We start from the raw sequence: 18684 nt of genomic DNA, 5'->3' as shown, positions 1-18684 counted from the left end.
CGAGCGCGCGCTGCGTGGCGGCCGAGCGCGCGCTGCGCCACGGCGGCGGCGAGCAGGCCCTCGGCCTGGAGGGCGAGAGCTCCTCCAGCCACCTGCCCCTCAAGCGTTGAGGCTGGCGAACGCCTGGGCGATGCGCGGGGCCGCGTGAGGGCGCGCGTACATCCGGTCCATGTAGGACCGAAGCTGCGGGAAGTCGCCCAGGAGATCGGCCTCGTTGGCCCAGTCGAGGGTGTAGGCCATCACGAGATCGGCGACCGTCAGGCGGTCGCCGACGACGAACTGCCGCTGATCCATGTGCTTCTCCAGCACGGCGGCCATGGCCTTGAAGTCCTCGCGGGCGACGGGGATGTCGCCAGGCTGGCGTTTGTCCTCCGGATACAGAAACTTGTGACGCGCGATGCGCCACAGCGGCTGCTCCAGCTCGGTCGCCGCGAACAGCAGCCATTGGTTGACCTTGGCCCGCTCCCTGGGGTCTGCCGGGAGCAGGCCCTTCTCGGGGTACTTCTCGGCCAGGTAGAGCACGATGGCAACGGACTCGGTGAGCACGAGGTCGCCGTCGACGAGCACGGGGAGCTTGCCGGCTGGGTTGAGCTTGAGGAACTCAGGGCGGCGATTCTCGCCGGCCCGGAGGTTGACCTGGACGGTCTCGAAATCCACGCCGAGCTCCTGGAGCGCCCAGCGCACACGGATCGAGCGGGTAGGAGCGAACTCATAGAGCTTCATCGATGCCTCCCTCCTCAGCCGCGCGCTGCGGCTGGTATCGTTGCTTCTGTTTACTTACGTCCGGACCTGCTGTGTTTCGAGACGAACGGAGTCGGCCAGCAGGCGAATGGCCGAGTGTATAGCCGCACCGCGCGACGAGTGTCAATGGACACATTCGCGGTACGCAGACGGCCTCTGCGCCGGTTTTCGGCGGTCTGGAGGCAGGCTCAGCCCGCGTCAGGCGCTCTTGCCATGCCATGCCCAGAACCAGCGTGGGCATTCTTCAGAAGGAGGAAGGCGACGATGCAAAGAATCAGCTCCGAGATCGCCTCGGAGGCCCAGATCCCGGTCAGGGAGAACAGGCGGGAGGCCAGCAGCAGCACCGGCAGCTTGACCAGCAGGATGCCCCCGAGGGTGAGCAGCAGCGCCTCCCTGGCACGGCCGACCGACTGAAACGAGGCCGCCGTGACCATGGCCACGCCGGTCAGGGGGTAAGAGAGCGCCAGCAGCCGCAACGCGGTCTGCCCTTCAGCGATGATCGCGCTCTCCCTGGACAGCAAAGCGATCAGCGCGGCCGGCATCACCAGGCAGACGCCGCAGACGAGCGATCCATAGGCGACCGAGGCGCCAAGGGAGAGCCGGATGGCCTCCCGCACCCGCTCGAGCTTCTTCTGGCCGAAGTTGTACCCCACCAGCGGCTGCATCCCCTGGACGATGCCGGTCAGCGGCGCGAGCATCCCGGAGTAGAGCCGGCTCACGATCGCGAACACGCTCAGCGCGCTGTCGCCGCCGATCCGCCGGAGCAGGTTGTTGGTGACGATGGCGATCAGGCTGACGCTGGCGTTCTTGATGAGCGAGGGGGACCCGATCTTCACCACCTCGATGATGATGGGCCAGTCCGGCTTGAAATAAGACGCCTTGATCCGGTAGGAGCGGTTCTTCCTGAAAAAGAAGAAGTGGAGGCCCATGCCGGCCGAGGTGGCCTGGCAACAGACCGTCGCCAGGGCGGCGCCGGAGACGCCCATCTGCAGGACGAGGATGAAGAGCCAGCACAGGACGATGTTGACGCAGATCGGGATGATCCACATCGCGGTCGAGTACCCGGCGTTGCCATCCGCCCTGACGATGGCCGAGTAGCCGGTTCCGGCGATGGCGCCGAGGAAGATGATCCGCCCGTACTCGATGGCATAGGGGGCGATGCTGGCGGTGGCCCCGAGCAGATACACGATCGGCTCGATGAAGACCGAGCCCAGGACCGTGATGGTGATCGCCGCCGTCCAGAAGATCAGGAAGGTGCTTGCCACCGTCCGGGAGGCCTTCTCCAGGTCCTGCTCGCCGAGCGCCCTGGAGACCACCGAGGCGCCGCCGGCCCCGACGGTCGTGGCGACGGCGCCGAGGGCGATCTGGACCGGCGAGATGATCGAGGCCGCGGCTGCGGCCAGCGCGTTGACGCCCACGGAGAGAAAGTAGATGTCCGTGAGGCTGTAGACGGTAAAGACCAGCAGCGAGAACGTGGTCTGGGAAGACATCTCCAGCAGCAGCTTCCCGACCCGCTCGGTCCCCAGCTTTTCAACCCTGGAGCTCTCGCCCATGAGCGTTCAGTTCGCGCTCAGCCAGGCCATGTGTTCGCCCATCCACTGCCTGGAGAGGTTGAGGACGGAATCGGTGTCGTAGTTGCGGTAGTAACACTCCGTGTTCATGACCAGGGCGAGGTGCAGCGAGTACAGGCGGCATCTTCGTTCTTCCTCGAAGGTGAAGGAGGTCTTGCCGTAGCCGCGCATGCAGCTTGTGATGCCCTCGGCGGAGAGCAGCCGGAACTGGGCCTCCATCAAGGGATCGGCCCAGAGCGCCCTCTCGAAGTCGATGATGCCGGCGACCTTGCCTTCCTTGACGAAGACATTGGGGTTCCAGACGTCCCAGTGGACGAGGCAGGGCGTGGTGACCTCCTCCAGCGCGGGGGCGTGCCTGAGGACGGCGGCGCGGATCTCGTCGTAGCCCTGGTCGTACGCCACGCCTTTCCGGGCGCCGTCTTCCAGCACCGACTCCATGATCCTGGTGAACGCCTCGCGCCAGGTGCTCGCGCGCAGGTCCGGGTTCCCATCGTAACCAAAATAGGTGCCGGTGAAGCCGTTGATCGCCCGGACGATCTCGCCGATGTGCAGGTCGATGGACGCCTGCGTCTCGGGGGAGAGGCTCGCTTTCACGTGCTCGAGGTTGTCCGCGGCGATCTTCTCCATGAAGAAGTAGTCCGAGTCGCACAGGTCGCGGGTGTCGTCGAAATGGTAGATCTGGGGCACCGGGATGGCCGGGTTTCGCCGGACCAGGCGCATGGCGGCGACCTCGGTGGCCATGATGTTCTTTTCGTAGAACATGACCTCCGCGCCTCTCGGCGGCGCGATCTTGAGGATGACCTCCCGGCCATCGGCGAGCCGGATGTTGTAAGCCGCGTTGAACCAGCCGTCTTTCAGCTCGACCACGGCGCCTTCGCCGTCCGCGAGCGCCATGCCGCCGAAGGCCCTGGCGGCCATGGCCGCGATCTGCGGGCGTGTCTTCGTGTTCTTGGTCTTGCTCTCCACGGTCTTCCTTCGTCGATTGGCGGCCCTTGGGATGAGCGAAATGGCGTCCATTGTGCTGGATCCAGGGAAGCTGTCAAGTCGCGGCCTGGAGTGTGCCGCGGCCTGGAGCGAGAGGGGGCTGAAGTCGCCGGCGTGGCCGGCGGGGGCTCACGCGGGTTATCGTGTTATCCTGCGCCCCATGCCGACCTACGATCCCGAGGAGAGCTGCAGTCGCGGGAGGCTCGCCATGCGCACCGAGGCGCCCCGCGCTCGGGATGGTCGCAGGCGGGCCGTCTGGAATTGACACGATGCCCTTCAATCCATCTTGCCTGCGCCAGCCATTGGCACGTGGAGCAGCGCGAGCGCATGTACTGCGGCCCATGCGTCGAGGCGCGCAAGACCGGGTCGACCGGCGCGAGCCGCCGCGCCCGCGAGCTCGCGGGGGGCGGCGCCGACGCTCGATCACACCACCTTCCGCTTCATCCCGGGTGGGTCAGCGCGTGCCTCGCGCGCGCGGTCAGGCGACGGCGCTCGAGGACGGTGGCGACGGCATAGCCGCCGCCGCCGGCGATGGCGAGGACCCAGAAGATGCCAGGAGTGCCGAGGAAGAGCGCTGCGGTGGAGATCAGGGCGAGCCAGGTGCCGAGGCCGTAGTGCAGCAGGTTGCGGCGGGCGGCGCCTTCGCTGACATAGATCAGGCCGACGATGAGGCCGGAGCCGGTGGGCCAGAGCACGGGCTGCAGGTCGGGCATGTCGAGGGTGTACGCCAGGCCGGTGATGGCGAGGAACAGCGCGGTGAAGGCGCTGAGCCAGGAAGCGCCGAGCAACTTGCCGGACAGGGCGTCGGACTCGCTCACGCCGCGCTGGGCGCGGGTGGCGGCGACGGTGGCGTAGACGGTGCCGACCGCGAGCCCCGCTCCCAGGAGCATCATGGGCACCCAGCCGGGCAACGGGAGAAGGGGGCTGGCTCCCTTGGAGATCGCGGCGGCGCCGTGGCCAAGAACGTAGGCGAGCCCGAAGCTGATGTAGGTCGCGCGGTTGTCGACCTCGCCCGAGGGAAGCGCGATGACGGCGTCGGCGGTGGCGGTGGCGGTGAACATGGCGGGAAACCTCCGGGTCATGGGTGCGAGCCGAGAACGTGGGGTGTGAAAGGAAGCAGGAGACGCCATCGGCGTTGCCTTACGTGTGTAACCTTATGATCGTCACCTAACGCTTGTCAACTGACGCCGGCCACAAAAAGCGCCCCGGCGCCTGGCGGGCGCCGGAAGCTCGCGGACGCGGACCTGCAGGCCGCGCGGCAACCTGCTTATAGATGTGATTTCTATTACGTTAGCTCGAGCTTGCGAGGGCTAACGGCGATAAGCTTTGGGGTGTAAGGTGACGCCATGGGAGACAGCGGAACGGCGGCATCGGCCGCACAGAAACCGGCCCGCGGCCGCAACCGCCGCGGAGAGGGCGCCCGCCTGCGCGCCGACATCGTGGCTGCGGCGGTCGAGCTGCTGGACGAGGCCGGCGACGAACGCGCCATCACGTTGCGATCGGTAGCCCGCCGGGTCGGGATCGCCGCCCCCTCGATCTACCCCCACTTCCCCGACCAGCCGGCCATCATGCTGGCCGTCGTGCAGCAGGCCTTCGCCGAGCTGGAGAGCAGGCTGCGCAGCGCCGTGGAAGAGGCCGGCGACGATCCACGAGATCGGCTGTACGCCGCTTGCAACGCCTATCTGGAGTTTTCCCGGAGTCATCCAGAGCGCTACCGCACCATGTTCGGTGGCCTCTGGATGCCCACCCTGGGCGACAGTTCCGTGACCGAGCGGGACCTGACCACGCTCGGCCGGGAAGCCCTGCAAATCCTCGTCGACGCCCTCGGCGGCTGCGTCGCCGCCGGGCATTCCAGAAGCGCCGACCCGGTCGCCGACGCGATCGCGCTGTGGTTCGGCCTGCACGGGTTCGCACACCAACGTGCCGTGAGCCGCGTCTTTCCCTGGCCCGCCGACACCGCCGAACGCATCATCACCGCGCTTGCGCACCTCAATCCCTGAGCCGCGCACCGGCAGACGTGAGCGCAACACCTCGATCAGCGGGACATCGCCTCGCCAGCCCCGGTGACGGCACGATCGCGCGGGCCGGTGCGGCCCCGCGCGCGCTCCAGCCGCGCCGCGCCCGCCCTTCCGGGCCTCGCTCGTGGATCGCGATCCTGCTCGCGCTCGTGACGACGACCTCGTGCAACAGCATGCGAACCCAGGAAGGCCCGGCCGGCGAGCCCGCCGCCGCGCCGGGCAGCCCGCCCGCGCCGGCACAGCAGGCCGCCGGGCAGGGCGCCCTGCCCGCCCCGCCCGAGCCTCCGGCGCCCGCGGGGCCTCCGGGCGCCGCGCCTCCGCCCGGCGGCGCTGCGGGACGCGCCACGGCCGAGGCGATCGCGGCCTCCGCGCGCGCCTTCCTGGACGGCCTCGACGGCGAGGCGCGCGGCCGGGCGCTGCTCGCGTTCCAGAGCGGCGAGCGCGAGGACTGGCATTACGTCCCGCGCCGCCGCGCCGGCCTCGCGATCGGCGACATGGACGGCGGCGAGCGCAGCGCGGCGCACGCGCTGCTCCGGGCCGGCCTTGGCCCGGAGGGCTACCGCAAGCTCGAGGGCGTCCTGCTGCTCGAGGGCATCCTCGGGGGCATCGAGGGCAACCCCGCATTCCGCGACCCGGGCCGTTACCACCTCGCCCTCTTCGGCCAGCCCGGGCCCCAGGCCCCGTGGGGCTTTCGCTTCGAGGGACACCACGTCTCGCTCAACTTCACCGCTGCAGGAGGCGGCGTGGCCACCACCCCGGCGTTCCTGGGCGCCAACCCGGCCGAGGTGCCCTCGGGTCCCCGGAAGGGCCTGCGCGTGCTCGCGGCCGAGGAGGATCTCGGCCGCGCGTTCCTGGCCTCCCTCACCCCCGCGCAGCGTCAGCGCGCCGTGATCGCCCCCGCGGCGCCGCCCGACCTCGTGACCGAGGCCTCCCGTCGGGCCGCGCTGGCGAGCTTCGACGGCCTGCCCGCCGCCGAGATGACCCCGGCCCAGCGCGCCGCGCTGCTGCGCCTCCTGGAGGTCTATGCCCGCAACTTCCCCGCCGACGTCGCCGACGGGCACCTCGACCGCATCGCGCGCGCCGGCGTGGAGCGCCTGCACTTCGCCTGGGCGGGCGGCGCCGCGCCGAAGCAGTCGCATTACTACCGGATCCACGGCCCCACCCACCTCATCGAGTACGACAACCGCGGCGGCGATCACATCCACACCGTGTTCCGCGACCTCCAGGACGACTTCGGCGACAGCCTGCTGGCGCGGCACCTCCGGGAGGGCCACGGCGCGGACTGAGCGCGGCTGGCGGGTCAGGCGAAGCACCCCTTCAGGCGCGGATCGGTCCGGAGGATCGCCTCGACCTCGGATACGCAGTCGCGGGAGGAGAGGACGGTGTAGTAGCCGGGCTTGATCTCCGGCGCGACGCGGACCGCCTCGATCCACTCGTCGAGCGAGAACGGGTCTGCCCGGATCACATCCCAGAAGCACGTCGCGTCGAGGACGGCGGCGATGAGGTCCGTGTCCCGCCCCTGGAGCTGGCTGACCACGTAGGCGGCCGTGCCGACCTGCAGCCCGTGGAGCCGCGGCCGGCTGGAGGTCTGGTCGAGCGCGTGCGAGATGAGGTGCTCGCTGCCGCTCGCCGGCCGGGACGACCCGGCGATCTCCATGGCGATGCCGTTCAGCATGAGCGCCGTCGCGAGCAGGCGCATGCCCTCGAGGTCGCGCCGGGGGCGCGCCATGAACTGGAACACGGTCGCGTCCGAGAGCAGGGCGGCGAAGTCGTTGACCGGCTCGCCGCGCGCGTGGAACGCGAGCTTCCAGTCGTGGACCGCGGTGACCTTGGCCGCGAGATCGCCCACGCCGGAGAGCCACAGGACCTCCGGCGCGCGCAGGCAGACCTCGGTGTCGACAACCACGCCGAACGGCACCGCGCACGGAAGCGAGCGGCGCCTGCCGTCCACCGTGAGGCTCGCCGAAGGGCTGCAGAAGCCGTCGTTCGAGAGCGAGGTGGGCACGGCGAGGAACGGCAGCCGGGCGAGGGACGCGAGGTATTTGGCCGTGTCGAGGGCGCGGCCGCCGCCGAGCCCGACGATCGCGTCGCAGCGCGCGGGGAGCGCGGGCAGGAGCGCCGAGGCCTCCTCGACGCTGGCCGAGGCGACCTCGCGCCGGGCCACGACCTCGATCGCCTGCGCGTCCAGGCCCTCGCGCATCGCCGCCTCGATGGCGGCCGGCGTCCCCGCGCTCGCGAGCAGCAGGACGTGGCGGCGCGCCGCCCGCGCGAGGTAGAGCCCGCTGCGCGGGAGCGCCCCGGGCTTGATGCGCACCAGCGTGGGGATGCCGATCTGGGTGGCTGCGGGCATGCGCGGTCTCCTAGGCCCGCCGCCGCGGCGCCGCTAGTCGCCGCGGACTGCTCTGCTTCCGGCCGAGCCTGAGGGGCGCCGAGTCGTCCTGATCCAGTGAAAAGTGCGATGCTGGACCCGTGTCCCGCGTCGCTCTCCTCTCCGACCTCAACCGTGCCTTCGACGCCCAGGCCGACCCCCGCAACGTGGCCATGATCCGGCGTCGCCATGCGTTCTGGGCCCAGCTCGCCCGCCTCCATGGCTGGGACCTCGCGGTCTGCGACGTCGCCCGGCTCGACGCGCCGCAGGGGGTCAGCGGCAGTGTGTCCTGGATCGATCTGCCGATGCTACCCCGCGCCGCATACCACTCCATCTTCGCTCGAGCGGTCGCTGCCGGCGCCGCGTGTGTGCTCGACCTCCCCGAGCATGTGGAGCGGGTCCTCGGGCTCGATCGATTCTACTCGGTCCTCACGAACGCCGGTGTCCCCACGCCACGCACCGCGCTGCTGCCCGTGGACGCCGCCGTCGCTGCCGCGATCGACTCTCCCGCGGCCGTGCGCCGTCTGTTGACCGAGGCGATCTACGGCGCCCTCTTCGATGCGGAGATCGATCCCCACGCCGGGGTCTTCGTCCGCGGCTTCTACTCGTCGGCCAAGTCCGCCAACCCCGAGCTCTACTACGGCAGCAACCAGGCGGACATCGAGGCCACGGTCTTCGAGGTGGTCCGCCGCCTGCGTGTCGCTCTCGATGTCGGTGGCCTCGCCTTGCGCGAGCACCTCGACCTCGAGCGCATCGAGCTCGCCACCCTGCCCGGCGACCGCAACGCCATCCGGGTGCCCTTCGAAGTGCGGCTGACGGTGCTGGGTGGCCGTCTCCTCATGGCCAGCTACCACGGCCCCTTCGAGGTCCTCATCGACGACGCGCGCCGGCTCCTCGCCGATGAGCTCACTGCCAGGCGCGACGTGGTGCAGCGGGCGGTTCGCGCCGTCGTCCCAGCGCTCCTCACGGCTGATCTCCCGGCGAACTACGTGGCTGACGTGGCCTTCGTTCGAGACGGCCAGCCAGTGGTCCTTGAGCTCAACCCACTCTATGCCGCGGGTTACAACGTGCCCTCGGCGCACGCCCTGCTCGTCGCTGCGCTCGGCGCCGACCTCGCCCACCGTGCCGGGTACGCAGCGTTGCCGTGGACCGAGATCCTCGACAGCGCTGCGACACTTGCCGGCGAACGTGTCGAGCAGAGCCCGGCGGTATGGCTGCTCGGGTAATCGGTTTGCTTGGCTGTCCAGCCGGCCGACCGGCCATGTAGCAGCTGGAGCGCCTCGTGGCCGAGGGCATCCCACTCCCCGGCGACACCCCGGGCGCTCCGAGCGGCGCTCGGCGGGACCTGCCGGTCACGGCCCAGCTGTCGACGTGACGTTCGCCGCCTAGCGCGTCATTCGCTCTCGAACTCGAGGCAGGCGGAATTGATGCAGAAGCGCTCGCCCGTCGGCGCTGGCCCGTCATCGAAGACGTGCCCCAGATGTCCATCACAGCGCGCGCATACGACCTCCACCCGATCGAGGCCATGCTTCCGGTCGGCTCGGCGCTCGATCCGCTTCTCGTCGAGGACTGCGCCGAAGCTGGGCCAGCCCGTCCCAGAGTCGAATTTCGTCTGCGACGAAAAGAGCTGGGTGCCGCAGCCGGCGCATCGATAGACGCCCGTGCCGTGGTGGTTCCAGTACTGCCCCGTGTACGGACGTTCGGTGTTGCCGTAGCGGAGCATTCGGTAGCGATGCGGCCCGAGCAGCAAGAGCCACTCGGGTTCGGTCTTCGAGATCTTCTTGTCTGCCATCGCTGGATCCCATCGTCGAGTTCTGGTGTCACGCCCGTTCGGCTCGGCGTCGGCGGCCGACATGCGTCTTCTGGCGTCTCAGCTTCTCGCTGTTGGCGCGCGGAATCAACCCGTTTGTCGCTCTGGCCAGGCTTCATCCTCGGGATCGCGTTCATAGTCCAGAGGTTCCTCCTGAATATGCCGAAGCCATTGCGTGAGATCGGGCGCGTAGTGCATGTAGCCGAGATCGCCGCACGCTACACCTGTTGCCGCCACCGGTAATGTCTCCTCCAGCCACTTCTGGAGCGTGGCCACGGAAGGCATCCGCGGCGATCGCGCGTGCTGGGTGTAACCTTTGACGTCGCCGTACAATGAGAAGTAGACATCGTGGACGGCGTATTCGACGGTACCGTCACTTCTCGCATGCCGCATCACACGCGGCTGGTAGTACTCGCCGGAAGCCTCGATGCGCAGCTCGGTCGCACGGCTGCGCGCCGCGGACGCGGCGATATGGCGTGCCGCCGCCGATCGCGCTTCGGCCAGCTGTTCATACCATGCAGCGCCCCGCTCCAGCGTGCTTCGTGACGATTCGCGCCAAAGACTCAGAGCCACTTCGAGCAGCTTCGCGGCAGACTCCGGATCGCCGGCGCTCGACTCGATCTCGGCATGGCGCGCGAGCCGCGCCGCAAGCTCATCCTGTGAAGCATGATTCTTTCGCAGTAGGTCAATCAGTCGGCCGTAGACCATGGACGCCTCCGCCCACCGCTCTCGGCCGTCAAGGTAGTCGGCGATCGACTCGAACGCGCGCACGCGCTCCGCTGCTTCGGTCTCCGCCTCCGCAGAGCGAATGGCCCGCCCAACGAGCTCGTCGGCACGGGCCGGGTCGTCTCGGTGGTTCCATCGGGCATCATCCAGCAGAGTCTTCCACGCCATGGCTTCACCAGGTCACCGGCACCAGTCCAACGACCTTGCGCTGCGCCGCGGGCGCGACGCGCCCGTCGGCACCAGCGCCTGATTGGGCAGAGGTCGGCATGATCTAGGTTGCCCGCTCCTGATGCTCGGAGACGGTTCGTACGACGCGCTCCACGTCTGCCGAGTAAAAACGGCTTCCGTTGAAGCAGTTGCACTCGACAATCTTCCACGCGCCGTCGACCCGCGCCACGTCAAGAACGAACACGCTCGCCGGCGCCCATCGCGAGGCCGCTCTCTCCGCGAAGTCGATCAGCTCGCGAGGGAGGTGTGAATCGCCGCTCGGCCGGTACATGCTACCTGTCACAACTTCACCGTCCACGACGAACAGCCGCCATTCTCCATCGATCTCACGCGGTTCGCCAAGCACGACCTCGGACGTGGGCTCCACCGGCCTCGCTGCACCTCGTAGAGTTTGAAACAGGGCCACGCACTCCGAGAAGCGAAGAACTTGTCCAGTAAAGCGCTTCAGATCGTCGTTCGGCTTCAGAAAAACAAGCTCGTTCGGGGCACGTGGCTCGGCGAGGAGCCTCTCCCATGACATGACCTGCGCATCGGCGTTCAGCATCTGGTCGCCGTACGCAGCCACGTAGGATCGATGTTGAAAGCGCGCGGGGTCGAAGAAGACTCCATGGCGCCATCTCGGGTGCTCGAAGGCGCGCAGGATCAAAGTCGTTCGACCGTGAAGGACGACCGGCCCGTCGATGCGCGGCAGCTCAGGGAGCGTCGCGGAACCAGCAATGACAGAGACTTCGTGGAAGGACCGCTGCTCCGTGGAGCACGCACGACGCAGAGCGGCTGGGGATGTCGATCCAGGCTCGACGTTCGTCTGAACGATCCAGGTGGTTCGCATGGTTCGGATCTCCGCTCGCTGCGGGAGGTCTTGTTCCTTCTGTCCAACGGAAGGCATCCCGGACCGGCATCGTCGTGGTGCGATGCTACCACGTTCTACCGCACACGGCAGCAGATGAGCCGGTTCGAGGTGCCATCTGTAGCGTTCGGCTTCGTCCGACGGCATCGTTCTGCGCCTGGCAACCACGCGTGATACTTTCTGACTGGCGCCCAGTCGAAACGGCGGTCAGCTCGCGCAGCCGCAACGGGCTTTCTAGCCGGCGGTCACGGTCGTCGCTCGCTTCTGGACTGCGGCGGCGTCCAGTGCGCGGACGAGCGCCTGTGCGATCTTCAAGCCGCCGGCGCCCGACGGCTCGATGGCGTTCGCGAAGTCCCCCACCTCCGAGCAGACAAGGCGGAGGTCGACGACGTCGAGCGCGCGCGAGAAAGCTTGACGGAGGATGACGTCATTGAACGTCATCAAGGCGATGCGAGCTCGCTCCGCCTCACCGGGAGCGAGGTTGCCGTTGTAGATCGTGCAGACCGTGGTCGGTCGACCGAGCGCGACGACGGCCTCGAGCGCCCATGAGTAGGATTGCTCGAACGCGTCCACGCGTTCGCGGAATATGTCCAGCGCCTCGGCCGTCGACCGGACGGGCAGTCCGAGAATGTCGGCGTTCGAGAGCGCGTCGTTTCCGCCGAGCGAGAGGAGGACGTGGGTCGCGTCCTTCGGTAGCCGATCGAGCTGGGGTCCGATATCAGAGGTGGTCGTACCGTCGACCGCGCAGAGGGTGACTCGCCAGGAGGGCAAGAGAGCGCGGAGGTGCGATGCGACATCGGGCTCGCCGTTGGTATACGAACCATTGTCGAAGATTGAATCACCCAAGAGAACGACAGACGACATGATTCTCTCCCGTGAAATGAGCTGTTCTCCACGTACATGATCCGGCGCATCGCGACCCCTCTCGCCTGTTTCTATCACGACTCGAGCTCGAGCTCATCCGCGAGCTCGTACGCCAGGCGCTCCGAGAGCCGCGGCGGCCGGACCGGCCACGGGCCGGGCGGAGCCTCGATCGGCCTCGAGGCCCCCGCCCAGCAGGTTGGCGATCGAGCCGGCCGACGGCCGCACGGTCAACGTTCGTGCAGCACCGCCTCCAGCCGGTGGCCGTCCGGGTCGCGAACGAACGACGCGTAGTAGCCGGGATCGTAGTTCTCGCGAACGCCGGGCGGTCCCTCATCGACACCGCCCTTGCCGAGGGCCTCCGCATGGAAACGATCGACCGCCTCGCGGCTCGGGGCCACGAAGGCGAGGTGGAAGCCTCGACCGGGCGCCTTCGCGTCAGGACCGGACGCGACGATGGCGAAGGGCGGCTCAGCTTCGTATCCCTCGGGCCCATACGCCACGCTACGGGCGTTTTGCGAGAGCCGGACAAAGCCGAGCGGCGCCAGACAGGCGTCGTAGAACTCCGCGGCACGCTCGAGGTTCTCGACACCGACCGAAACGTGATCGAACACGAAGACTCTGGCGTCCTTGGGCATGGGTACGAGGTACCTCTCGCGGTCGTCCGTGGCAAGCGACAAGGCGCGCGCGGACCTGTGCGGACGCGCCGGAGAGAGCGGTGCCGAGCGGACAGCCGAAGACTGCCGAGGACAAGAGTTGCCTGGCGCTGCCGCCGAGCAGCTCGCGCCCGACGAGCGCGCGGCCATCAATCGGAATTGGGCCAGGTGAGAATCCCAGGGCGCGGGTACGGTCCGAATCCAGTGAAAGAGCCCGAGGCCGATTCGCCTTCTATCACGGCGTGCACCCACGCTTCGTGCGAGTCCACGAGACGCGCCCGGTCGGTCACGATGCCGACGATGCGACACTCGCGCAGGATGCGGTCGACGACATCCGCGTCCTCCTGGTCGAGTCCGAGCATCGCGCCGCTGCCCATGTACTTCGGTCCTTCGAAGTGCGCCGCGAGGGCGCGCCACCCGTCTTCGGCGTCGAGCGGAACGAATACGCCCTCGATCTCGGGCTGCATGCAAATGTTCCCACAGGTCTGGTTCGAGTAGATGACCCCGCTCGGGCAGGGGATGAGCAGGCCGAGGCCTGCGTCGTATAGCCTGATGATCTTGTTCATCGTCCTCGCCTCCCGAACGCCTGCGGCTCTGTCGCGCCGCCGATCGCCGCCGCTCGCTGGGCAGCTCACGCGACGGTTCGTGAGCAATCCGGCCTATCCGGCTCCGCGATGTTTGCTCACGAAGCGATGGTTCCAGACCGTGGGCCATGGCGCAGGCTCAAGGTGAGAAGTCGAAGGAAGACTCCACCAGATCGAGGCCAGGCTTCACATTCTCCATGTCCTCGTCATGGCATTGCTCCACCGCGATGAACGAACGTTTGTCGTCCGCGTGAGAAAACACGCGAACCGAGCCCGAGCTCACGCCGAGCAGCTTCCCTTTCAGGAGCATGCCTTGCCCGGCGTACTTGCCCCACGTGGTAAACGGCGTGCGTGCAGGCGCAGAGAGCAGCTTGGGGACGAACCCGTCGATCTGCGCTTGAACGTTGGCTGCGGGATCGGTCGGCACGTCAAGGACGAAGATCATCGTCATGCACGAGCCGGGGCTCTCGACGTTCACGTGGTGATCGGGATCATTGTCCGGCGGGTCCGCCTCGACGCTCCAGTTTCCTGGGTATTTGAAGGAAAAGCCGGGCCGCACGTAGCTCCGGGCGTGTGCCAGATCGGCAGGCGCCTCGCTCGACGCGAGATCTTCGAGGAACGCAGCGCCGGCCTTCGTCGCTCCGATTCCGGCGAAGAACCCCACCACGAGCCCGATGAACAGGAACAGGAAAGCGACGGCGGTCTTGCTCATTCCGGGTGCTGATTGCGGCGGGACGTGGGGTGTCATCCTTGGTAGATCCTGCTGTCTTTCAGGCTGGAAACTACAGTACAGCAACCTGATGCCGTACCTGTCCAACGACTTGTTCAGGCGCGGGCATTCTGCGCGTCAATCGACTGGGCGCCTCCTACGGGGCTGTTTCTGGTGCCGAACAATGCGAGCATCACGAGCACGAGCCCGACCAGCTCCACGAGGTGAGAAACGAGACCGGTCAGGGAGGCAATCCAGACCAGTCCTTGCGCTGCGCCACCACCCCGAAAGCTGGATATCTGCCAGTACATGTACACAGCGTTGATGAGCCAGCCCATGACAAACAAGAAGAAGCCGCAGCCCGCAAGGAGAGCCGGCTTGCCTTGCGTTGGATAACGAGAGAACGCAAGAGCGATCGCTACGATGTAGGCGATGAGAAAGGGTGCACGGAAAATCTGCGTCCCTAGAAACGTCAGCATCGTCTCACCCATGATTGTACGCAGCTCCTCTCGATACCCGCCGTTAAAGGTAGCGTAGCTGACGGTTGCCCCGCCTTGTCAAGGAGACCAACGCGTGATCGTGTAGGCTCCAACGCCGGACGACGGCGCGGACGGGCTCAACGCCGGCTGCTGTCCAGCCCGCTCTCCTCGGTCAGCTCCGCCTTCTGCGCGCGCGCCGACGGCACCTCGAGCCCTGCCGCGCGAGCCAGCCCCATCACCCCCTCCACGGCCGCCGCGATGTACCCGAACGGGTTCGCCCCATCGACGGCCGTGACGTGCACCTCTCCCATCCGCTGCTGGAACGCGGCGGCGAGCGCCGGCATCTGCTGCGCGACTGTCAACCGGATGACCTCCGGCGACACGGTGTTCTCGATCTCCCGCAGCGCCCGCGCGCGGTCGATCTCGATCTCCTGCGTGAGCCGCGCTTTTTTCGCCTCGATCTCGGCGATCGCGAGCTCGGCCTCGGCCACGAGCCGGCGCGCGCCCGCGATCGCCGCGCGCTGCCTGAGCAGGTCGATCTCCTGGGCGCTCGCGGCCATCTTCGCCGCGTGGCGCGCCGCCGCCGCCTCCGCCTCGAGCGTCGTCTTCTCGATCTCGGCCCTCAGCGTGAGCGCCGCGATCTGCTGCTCGTGGGCCAGCCGCGTCTCCTTCAGCCGCGTTTCGGAGGCGAGCTCCTCGAGCCGGGCCTTCTCGCTGGTCTCCTGGCGTCGCGTGCGCAGCTCGACCTCGGCGGAGAGCTTGGTCAGCTCGATCGCGCGCTGCGCCTCGGCCTCGCCCTGCCGGACCGCGCGCTCGGTGAGCAGCGACGCCTCCCTGGCCTTCCGCTCCTGCTCCTGGCGATAGTGCGCCTGCAGGTTGCCGAACACCGCCGGAGAGAGGATGCGCACGTCCTGGATCTCGATGGTATCGATGAGGACGCCCCACCCCTTGTCCGTGGCATCCTCGGCGCTGCCGCGCCCGGAGACGACGGGCACGATCTCTCGTATCAGCTCGCTGGCGAGCCCTTCCTTCCGCCGCGTCAGGCACTCCTCGACGGAGAGGTTCGCGACCAGCCGGCGCGCGGCGCCGGCAAACATGTCCACGAGGAGCGCCTCGAGCTTCTCCTGCGCGCGCTCCGGGAACGAGAAGTTCAGCATCCGGAACGCGATGAGCGGCTCCACGATGCGGTAGACGGCGAGCCCGGTGATCTCCACGCCGACCTTCTCGAGGGTGACCTGGTCGGCCGTGAACTGGAGCTTCTGGACCGTGGTCGGCACGATGGCGACGCTGTCGCCCGGGAGCTTGAAGCACGAGGCGCCCTGACCGGAGGTGGGCCGGAGGCTACCCCGCCGCATGTGAATCAGGTATTCGCTCGGCTTCGCGCTGACACGGCCCCATTTCTTGAGCTTCTCTGGATCTTCGGCCGGCTTGCCGGCGCGCCAGCCCTGATCGTACCGCCCGCGATTGGCCGCCCCGGTCCCGTGATCGTCCGCGTGGAGGACCGCCGCGGCGCCGCCCGGCACGCCGTTCTCGTGGATGATGACCCTGCGTTGCTCGATGTGCGTCATGACCTCTACCTCGCGAGAACGGCTTTCGCAGGAAGCGGGCCAGGCAGGAGACACGGCGAACGAGGCGTTCCGGGGCCGCGCCGCGCGCCGGCGACCCGCGACAGGCGAGGCGCCGATCCGGAATGGAGCGCAGCGCCGATCCGGAATGGAGCGCAGCGCCGGTCCAGGATGGATCGCTGTCGCCTCATAACCAGGGAATTATCCGGCGGTGCTGTACGAGCTCGCCATGAACTACGCGCGTCGACTCGGCCGGTTGCGTGCAGATCCAGAGGACGTTCTTTGCGGCATCCGCTGGCGACTGCGCCGACGACATGTCGTCGAACCACGGGCGCGACGCGTCGGTGTCCACGAGCCCGGGGCAGAGCGCGGCGATGGTGAGCCCGCGCTGTGCGGCCTCGGCCTGCCGCTGGCCCGCATAGATTTTCATCGAGGCGACCTGCGCGACCTTGGACGGGATATTGATCCACGCCGGCCAGTGGTGGGTCTCCGCTTCGCCGCGCTCGACCAGCTCGACGCACTCGTCCACGACGCGCTCGATGTCCTCGAGAGATCGCGTGGCGGGGTCGAAGCGGTGGTGCAGCCGCGAATCCAGTTTGCCGAGGGATCCGAAGGAGCTCGCGACAACGAGGAACCGCCCGCCGTCGCGCAGCAGGTGCCCGAAGGCGCGGATCATCCGGTAGGTGCCGTGGTTGTTCGTGTCGATGAACGTGCGGACCTGGACCGCCTGCGGCAGGTCCTTCACGATGCGCGCGGCCGCGTTCGAGAGCACGATGTCTATCTCGCCGTGGCGGCGCGCCACCGTCTCCGCCAGCGCCTGGACGCTGGCGTCGTCGGTCACGTCCAGCCGGGCCAGCGACGGCTGCAGGCCTTGCTCGCGCAGGCGCGCCACGGCCGCCTCGCCGCGCTCCGGATCCCGCGCCCCCAGGTACACGGTGCTGCCCGGCGGCAACTCCTGGCACAGACGGGCCACCATCGCGTAACCGAGGCCCTGGTTCGCGCCTGTAACGAGTGCGATTTTCGACATCGATCCCTCCTCACCCTCGCGCCGCGAAGAGGGTGTTTGAGAAGTGCTACCCCAGCCTGGCTCGGGGCGCGACGATCGTCGTTCACGGTGCGCACGATCCGTTCGAGTCGCCCGAACTCGAAGAGTACGGCGCAGCGGGCGGGCGCTGACGCGGTCGCGCTCGCCGCGCTTCGGCCTCGGGCGATCCGCGCGGCGGCCTGAGCGAGGCCAGCCGGAGCGAAATCAGTCCTGCCGAGTCGCGTCGGGCAGCGCTTGCCGACTGCGCGCCAGCACCGCATGCATGGCTCCATGCCGCCCTCGCCCATCGCGCTCCTCATGACGGCGTTGGCCCTCCCTGCCTGCGACGGTTCCGCGGCGCCGGAGGTCGCGTCCGCTCCGCCGCCTCCTCCGCCTGCGGCGGCCCCCTCGCCGCCCACCTCGGCAACCCCTGCCGCTTCGGCCGCGCCCGCCGCTCCGCCGGCGGCCCCGCTGCCCGTGCTGAAGGGGGTCGACGTCTACGGCACCGACCGGTTCGACGGCGCCTGGGTGAAGACGCGCTTCGGCGACGTGCTTAAGCGCTTCTTCGGCACGGAGGACGAGGCGGAGAGGAAGGCTCTCGCAAAGGAGATGGTCGAGGTGATCCTCGCCGAGCACAAGGCGATCGGTTGGATCGAGCTATCACCCATCATCTATTACGACAGGGGCGGGGTCCTGAAGGCCTATGTCACCGTCGACGTGGTGGAGCGCAGGGACATGAAAAAGCGCCTCACCTTCGGCCCGCAGCCCAAGGGCGATTTCGAGGATCCGGCGGGCCTGCTCGCGGCGTGGAAGGACTACCAGGACACGTACTTCCGCTTGATGTATGAGAAGAAGGCGATCGGCCCTGAGCGCGCCGCGTGCCCCGCGTTTCATTGCCTGGGCGGCTACGAGCACGAAAAGCTGCGCCCGTACGGCGAGAGATTCGTGAACGACGTTCCGCCGAACGAGGACAAGCTCATCCGCATCTTCGGGGCGGACAAGGACCCGGAAGACCGGGGCGCGGCGGCGTTTCTGCTCGCGCACATCAAGGATGGCGAGAAGCTCGTCTCGCTGATGCTGCCCATGCTGAACGATCCCGACGCCCTCGTGCGGAACAATGCCATGCGCGTGGTCGCGCACGTCGCCATGTCCCACCACGACGTCCCCATCCCGCTGACGCCGTTTCTCAAGGCCCTGGACGGCCCGACGACGACGGACCGAAACAAGGCGGCCGCCGTCACGTGGGGCCTCATCGACCGGCCGGAGGGCACGAAGCTCTATGCACAGGTCATCACGGAGGCGGGGCCGACGCTCCTCAAGCTGCTCAAGCTCGAGCAGCCGAACAACCACGACTTCGCGTACCTGATCCTGAAAAAGGTGAGCGGGAAAGATTTCCCGGAGCGCGATTACGCGGCCTGGGAGAAGTGGCTCGCCGCGGCGGCGTAGAGGGCTTTCGTCGCTGACGCGAGCGCGTCACCGCCATCCCACCGGAGGGAGTCGACGCCTGCTCGCG

General features: G+C 68.1%; 19 protein-coding genes. 4 read left to right on the top strand and 15 right to left on the bottom strand.

All coding sequences use genetic code 11. From position 1 onward, the window contains the following. Positions 1-99 precede the first annotated feature (99 nt). From WMF46_RS28985 to WMF46_RS28970, 4 genes are all read right to left on the bottom strand, one after another. On the bottom strand, positions 100-723 hold the full coding sequence (locus WMF46_RS28985; RefSeq protein ID WP_437980169.1) for a glutathione S-transferase family protein: 624 nt from the start codon (positions 721-723) through the stop codon (positions 100-102). Between the two features lie 206 nt (positions 724-929). Further along, positions 930-2294, bottom strand: a complete 1365-nt coding sequence (locus WMF46_RS28980; protein WP_437980168.1) for an MATE family efflux transporter — start codon at positions 2292-2294, stop codon at positions 930-932. 6 nt (positions 2295-2300) lie between these two features. Next, positions 2301-3278, bottom strand: a complete 978-nt coding sequence (locus tag WMF46_RS28975; protein ID WP_437980167.1) for a phosphotransferase family protein — start codon at positions 3276-3278, stop codon at positions 2301-2303. Positions 3279-3736: 458 nt separating this feature from the next. Continuing rightward, positions 3737-4357 (bottom strand): ABC transporter permease, encoded by a 621-nt coding sequence (locus WMF46_RS28970; RefSeq protein ID WP_437980166.1) that lies wholly within the window; start codon positions 4355-4357, stop codon positions 3737-3739. 285 nt (positions 4358-4642) lie between these two features. Between WMF46_RS28970 and WMF46_RS28965 the strand changes: the two genes are divergently transcribed. Further along, positions 4643-5296: a TetR/AcrR family transcriptional regulator gene (locus WMF46_RS28965; RefSeq protein WP_437980165.1), complete on the top strand. Its 654-nt coding sequence runs from the start codon at positions 4643-4645 to the stop codon at positions 5294-5296. Positions 5297-5487: 191 nt separating this feature from the next. Then, positions 5488-6600 (top strand): DUF3500 domain-containing protein, encoded by a 1113-nt coding sequence (locus tag WMF46_RS28960; protein ID WP_437980164.1) that lies wholly within the window; start codon positions 5488-5490, stop codon positions 6598-6600. Positions 6601-6614: 14 nt separating this feature from the next. Here WMF46_RS28960 and WMF46_RS28955 read toward each other — a convergent pair whose 3' ends face one another. Further along, positions 6615-7664: an iron-containing alcohol dehydrogenase family protein gene (locus WMF46_RS28955; protein ID WP_437980163.1), complete on the bottom strand. Its 1050-nt coding sequence runs from the start codon at positions 7662-7664 to the stop codon at positions 6615-6617. Between the two features lie 119 nt (positions 7665-7783). Here WMF46_RS28955 and WMF46_RS28950 point away from each other — a divergent pair, with 119 nt between their 5' ends. After that, complete coding sequence (locus WMF46_RS28950; RefSeq protein WP_437980162.1) at positions 7784-8908, top strand: ATP-grasp domain-containing protein; 1125 nt, start codon at positions 7784-7786, stop codon at positions 8906-8908. Between the two features lie 167 nt (positions 8909-9075). On the opposite strand, the gene msrB is transcribed toward WMF46_RS28950, so the two are convergent. From msrB to WMF46_RS28900, 10 genes are all read right to left on the bottom strand, one after another. Then, entirely contained in the window at positions 9076-9474 is a 399-nt protein-coding gene (gene msrB, locus WMF46_RS28945; protein WP_012238023.1) for a peptide-methionine (R)-S-oxide reductase MsrB, read from the bottom strand. A 105-nt stretch (positions 9475-9579) separates the two neighbouring features. Then, a complete protein-coding gene (locus WMF46_RS28940) occupies positions 9580-10386 on the bottom strand; it encodes a hypothetical protein (RefSeq protein ID WP_437980161.1) in 807 nt (268 codons plus the stop codon). A gap of 103 nt (positions 10387-10489) precedes the next feature. Continuing rightward, positions 10490-11275: an ATP-grasp domain-containing protein gene (locus tag WMF46_RS28935; RefSeq protein ID WP_437980160.1), complete on the bottom strand. Its 786-nt coding sequence runs from the start codon at positions 11273-11275 to the stop codon at positions 10490-10492. Positions 11276-11527: 252 nt separating this feature from the next. Further along, positions 11528-12157 carry an SGNH/GDSL hydrolase family protein gene (locus WMF46_RS28930; RefSeq protein WP_437980159.1) on the bottom strand — a complete coding sequence of 210 codons (630 nt, stop codon included), beginning with the start codon at positions 12155-12157 and terminating at the stop codon, positions 11528-11530. Positions 12158-12384: 227 nt separating this feature from the next. Next, the gene (locus tag WMF46_RS28925; protein ID WP_437980158.1) at positions 12385-12792 is read right to left on the bottom strand and encodes a VOC family protein; all 408 of its coding nucleotides are present in this window, start codon (positions 12790-12792) and stop codon (positions 12385-12387) included. 167 nt (positions 12793-12959) lie between these two features. Beyond that, positions 12960-13376 (bottom strand): DUF6210 family protein, encoded by a 417-nt coding sequence (locus tag WMF46_RS28920; protein ID WP_437980157.1) that lies wholly within the window; start codon positions 13374-13376, stop codon positions 12960-12962. A 157-nt stretch (positions 13377-13533) separates the two neighbouring features. Then, entirely contained in the window at positions 13534-14106 is a 573-nt protein-coding gene (locus tag WMF46_RS28915; RefSeq protein WP_437980156.1) for a hypothetical protein, read from the bottom strand. Between the two features lie 113 nt (positions 14107-14219). Next, positions 14220-14594, bottom strand: coding sequence for a hypothetical protein (locus WMF46_RS28910; RefSeq protein WP_437980155.1), 375 nt, complete (start codon positions 14592-14594; stop codon positions 14220-14222). A gap of 125 nt (positions 14595-14719) precedes the next feature. Next, positions 14720-16150 (bottom strand): SPFH domain-containing protein, encoded by a 1431-nt coding sequence (locus WMF46_RS28905; RefSeq protein ID WP_437980154.1) that lies wholly within the window; start codon positions 16148-16150, stop codon positions 14720-14722. A gap of 184 nt (positions 16151-16334) precedes the next feature. Then, the gene (locus WMF46_RS28900) at positions 16335-17174 is read right to left on the bottom strand and encodes an SDR family NAD(P)-dependent oxidoreductase (protein ID WP_437980153.1); all 840 of its coding nucleotides are present in this window, start codon (positions 17172-17174) and stop codon (positions 16335-16337) included. A gap of 288 nt (positions 17175-17462) precedes the next feature. On the opposite strand from WMF46_RS28900, the gene WMF46_RS28895 reads away from it, so the two are divergent. Beyond that, on the top strand, positions 17463-18617 hold the full coding sequence (locus tag WMF46_RS28895) for a HEAT repeat domain-containing protein (RefSeq protein WP_437980152.1): 1155 nt from the start codon (positions 17463-17465) through the stop codon (positions 18615-18617). Positions 18618-18684 lie beyond the last annotated feature (67 nt).

Origin of the sequence: Sorangium sp. So ce117, assembly GCF_051524395.1 — a bacterium.
Taxonomy (GTDB): Bacteria; Myxococcota_A; Polyangia; order Polyangiales; family Polyangiaceae; genus Sorangium; species Sorangium cellulosum_B.
Note: the sequence above shows the minus strand (reverse complement) of the source record. Positions and strands in the feature narration are given on the sequence as shown.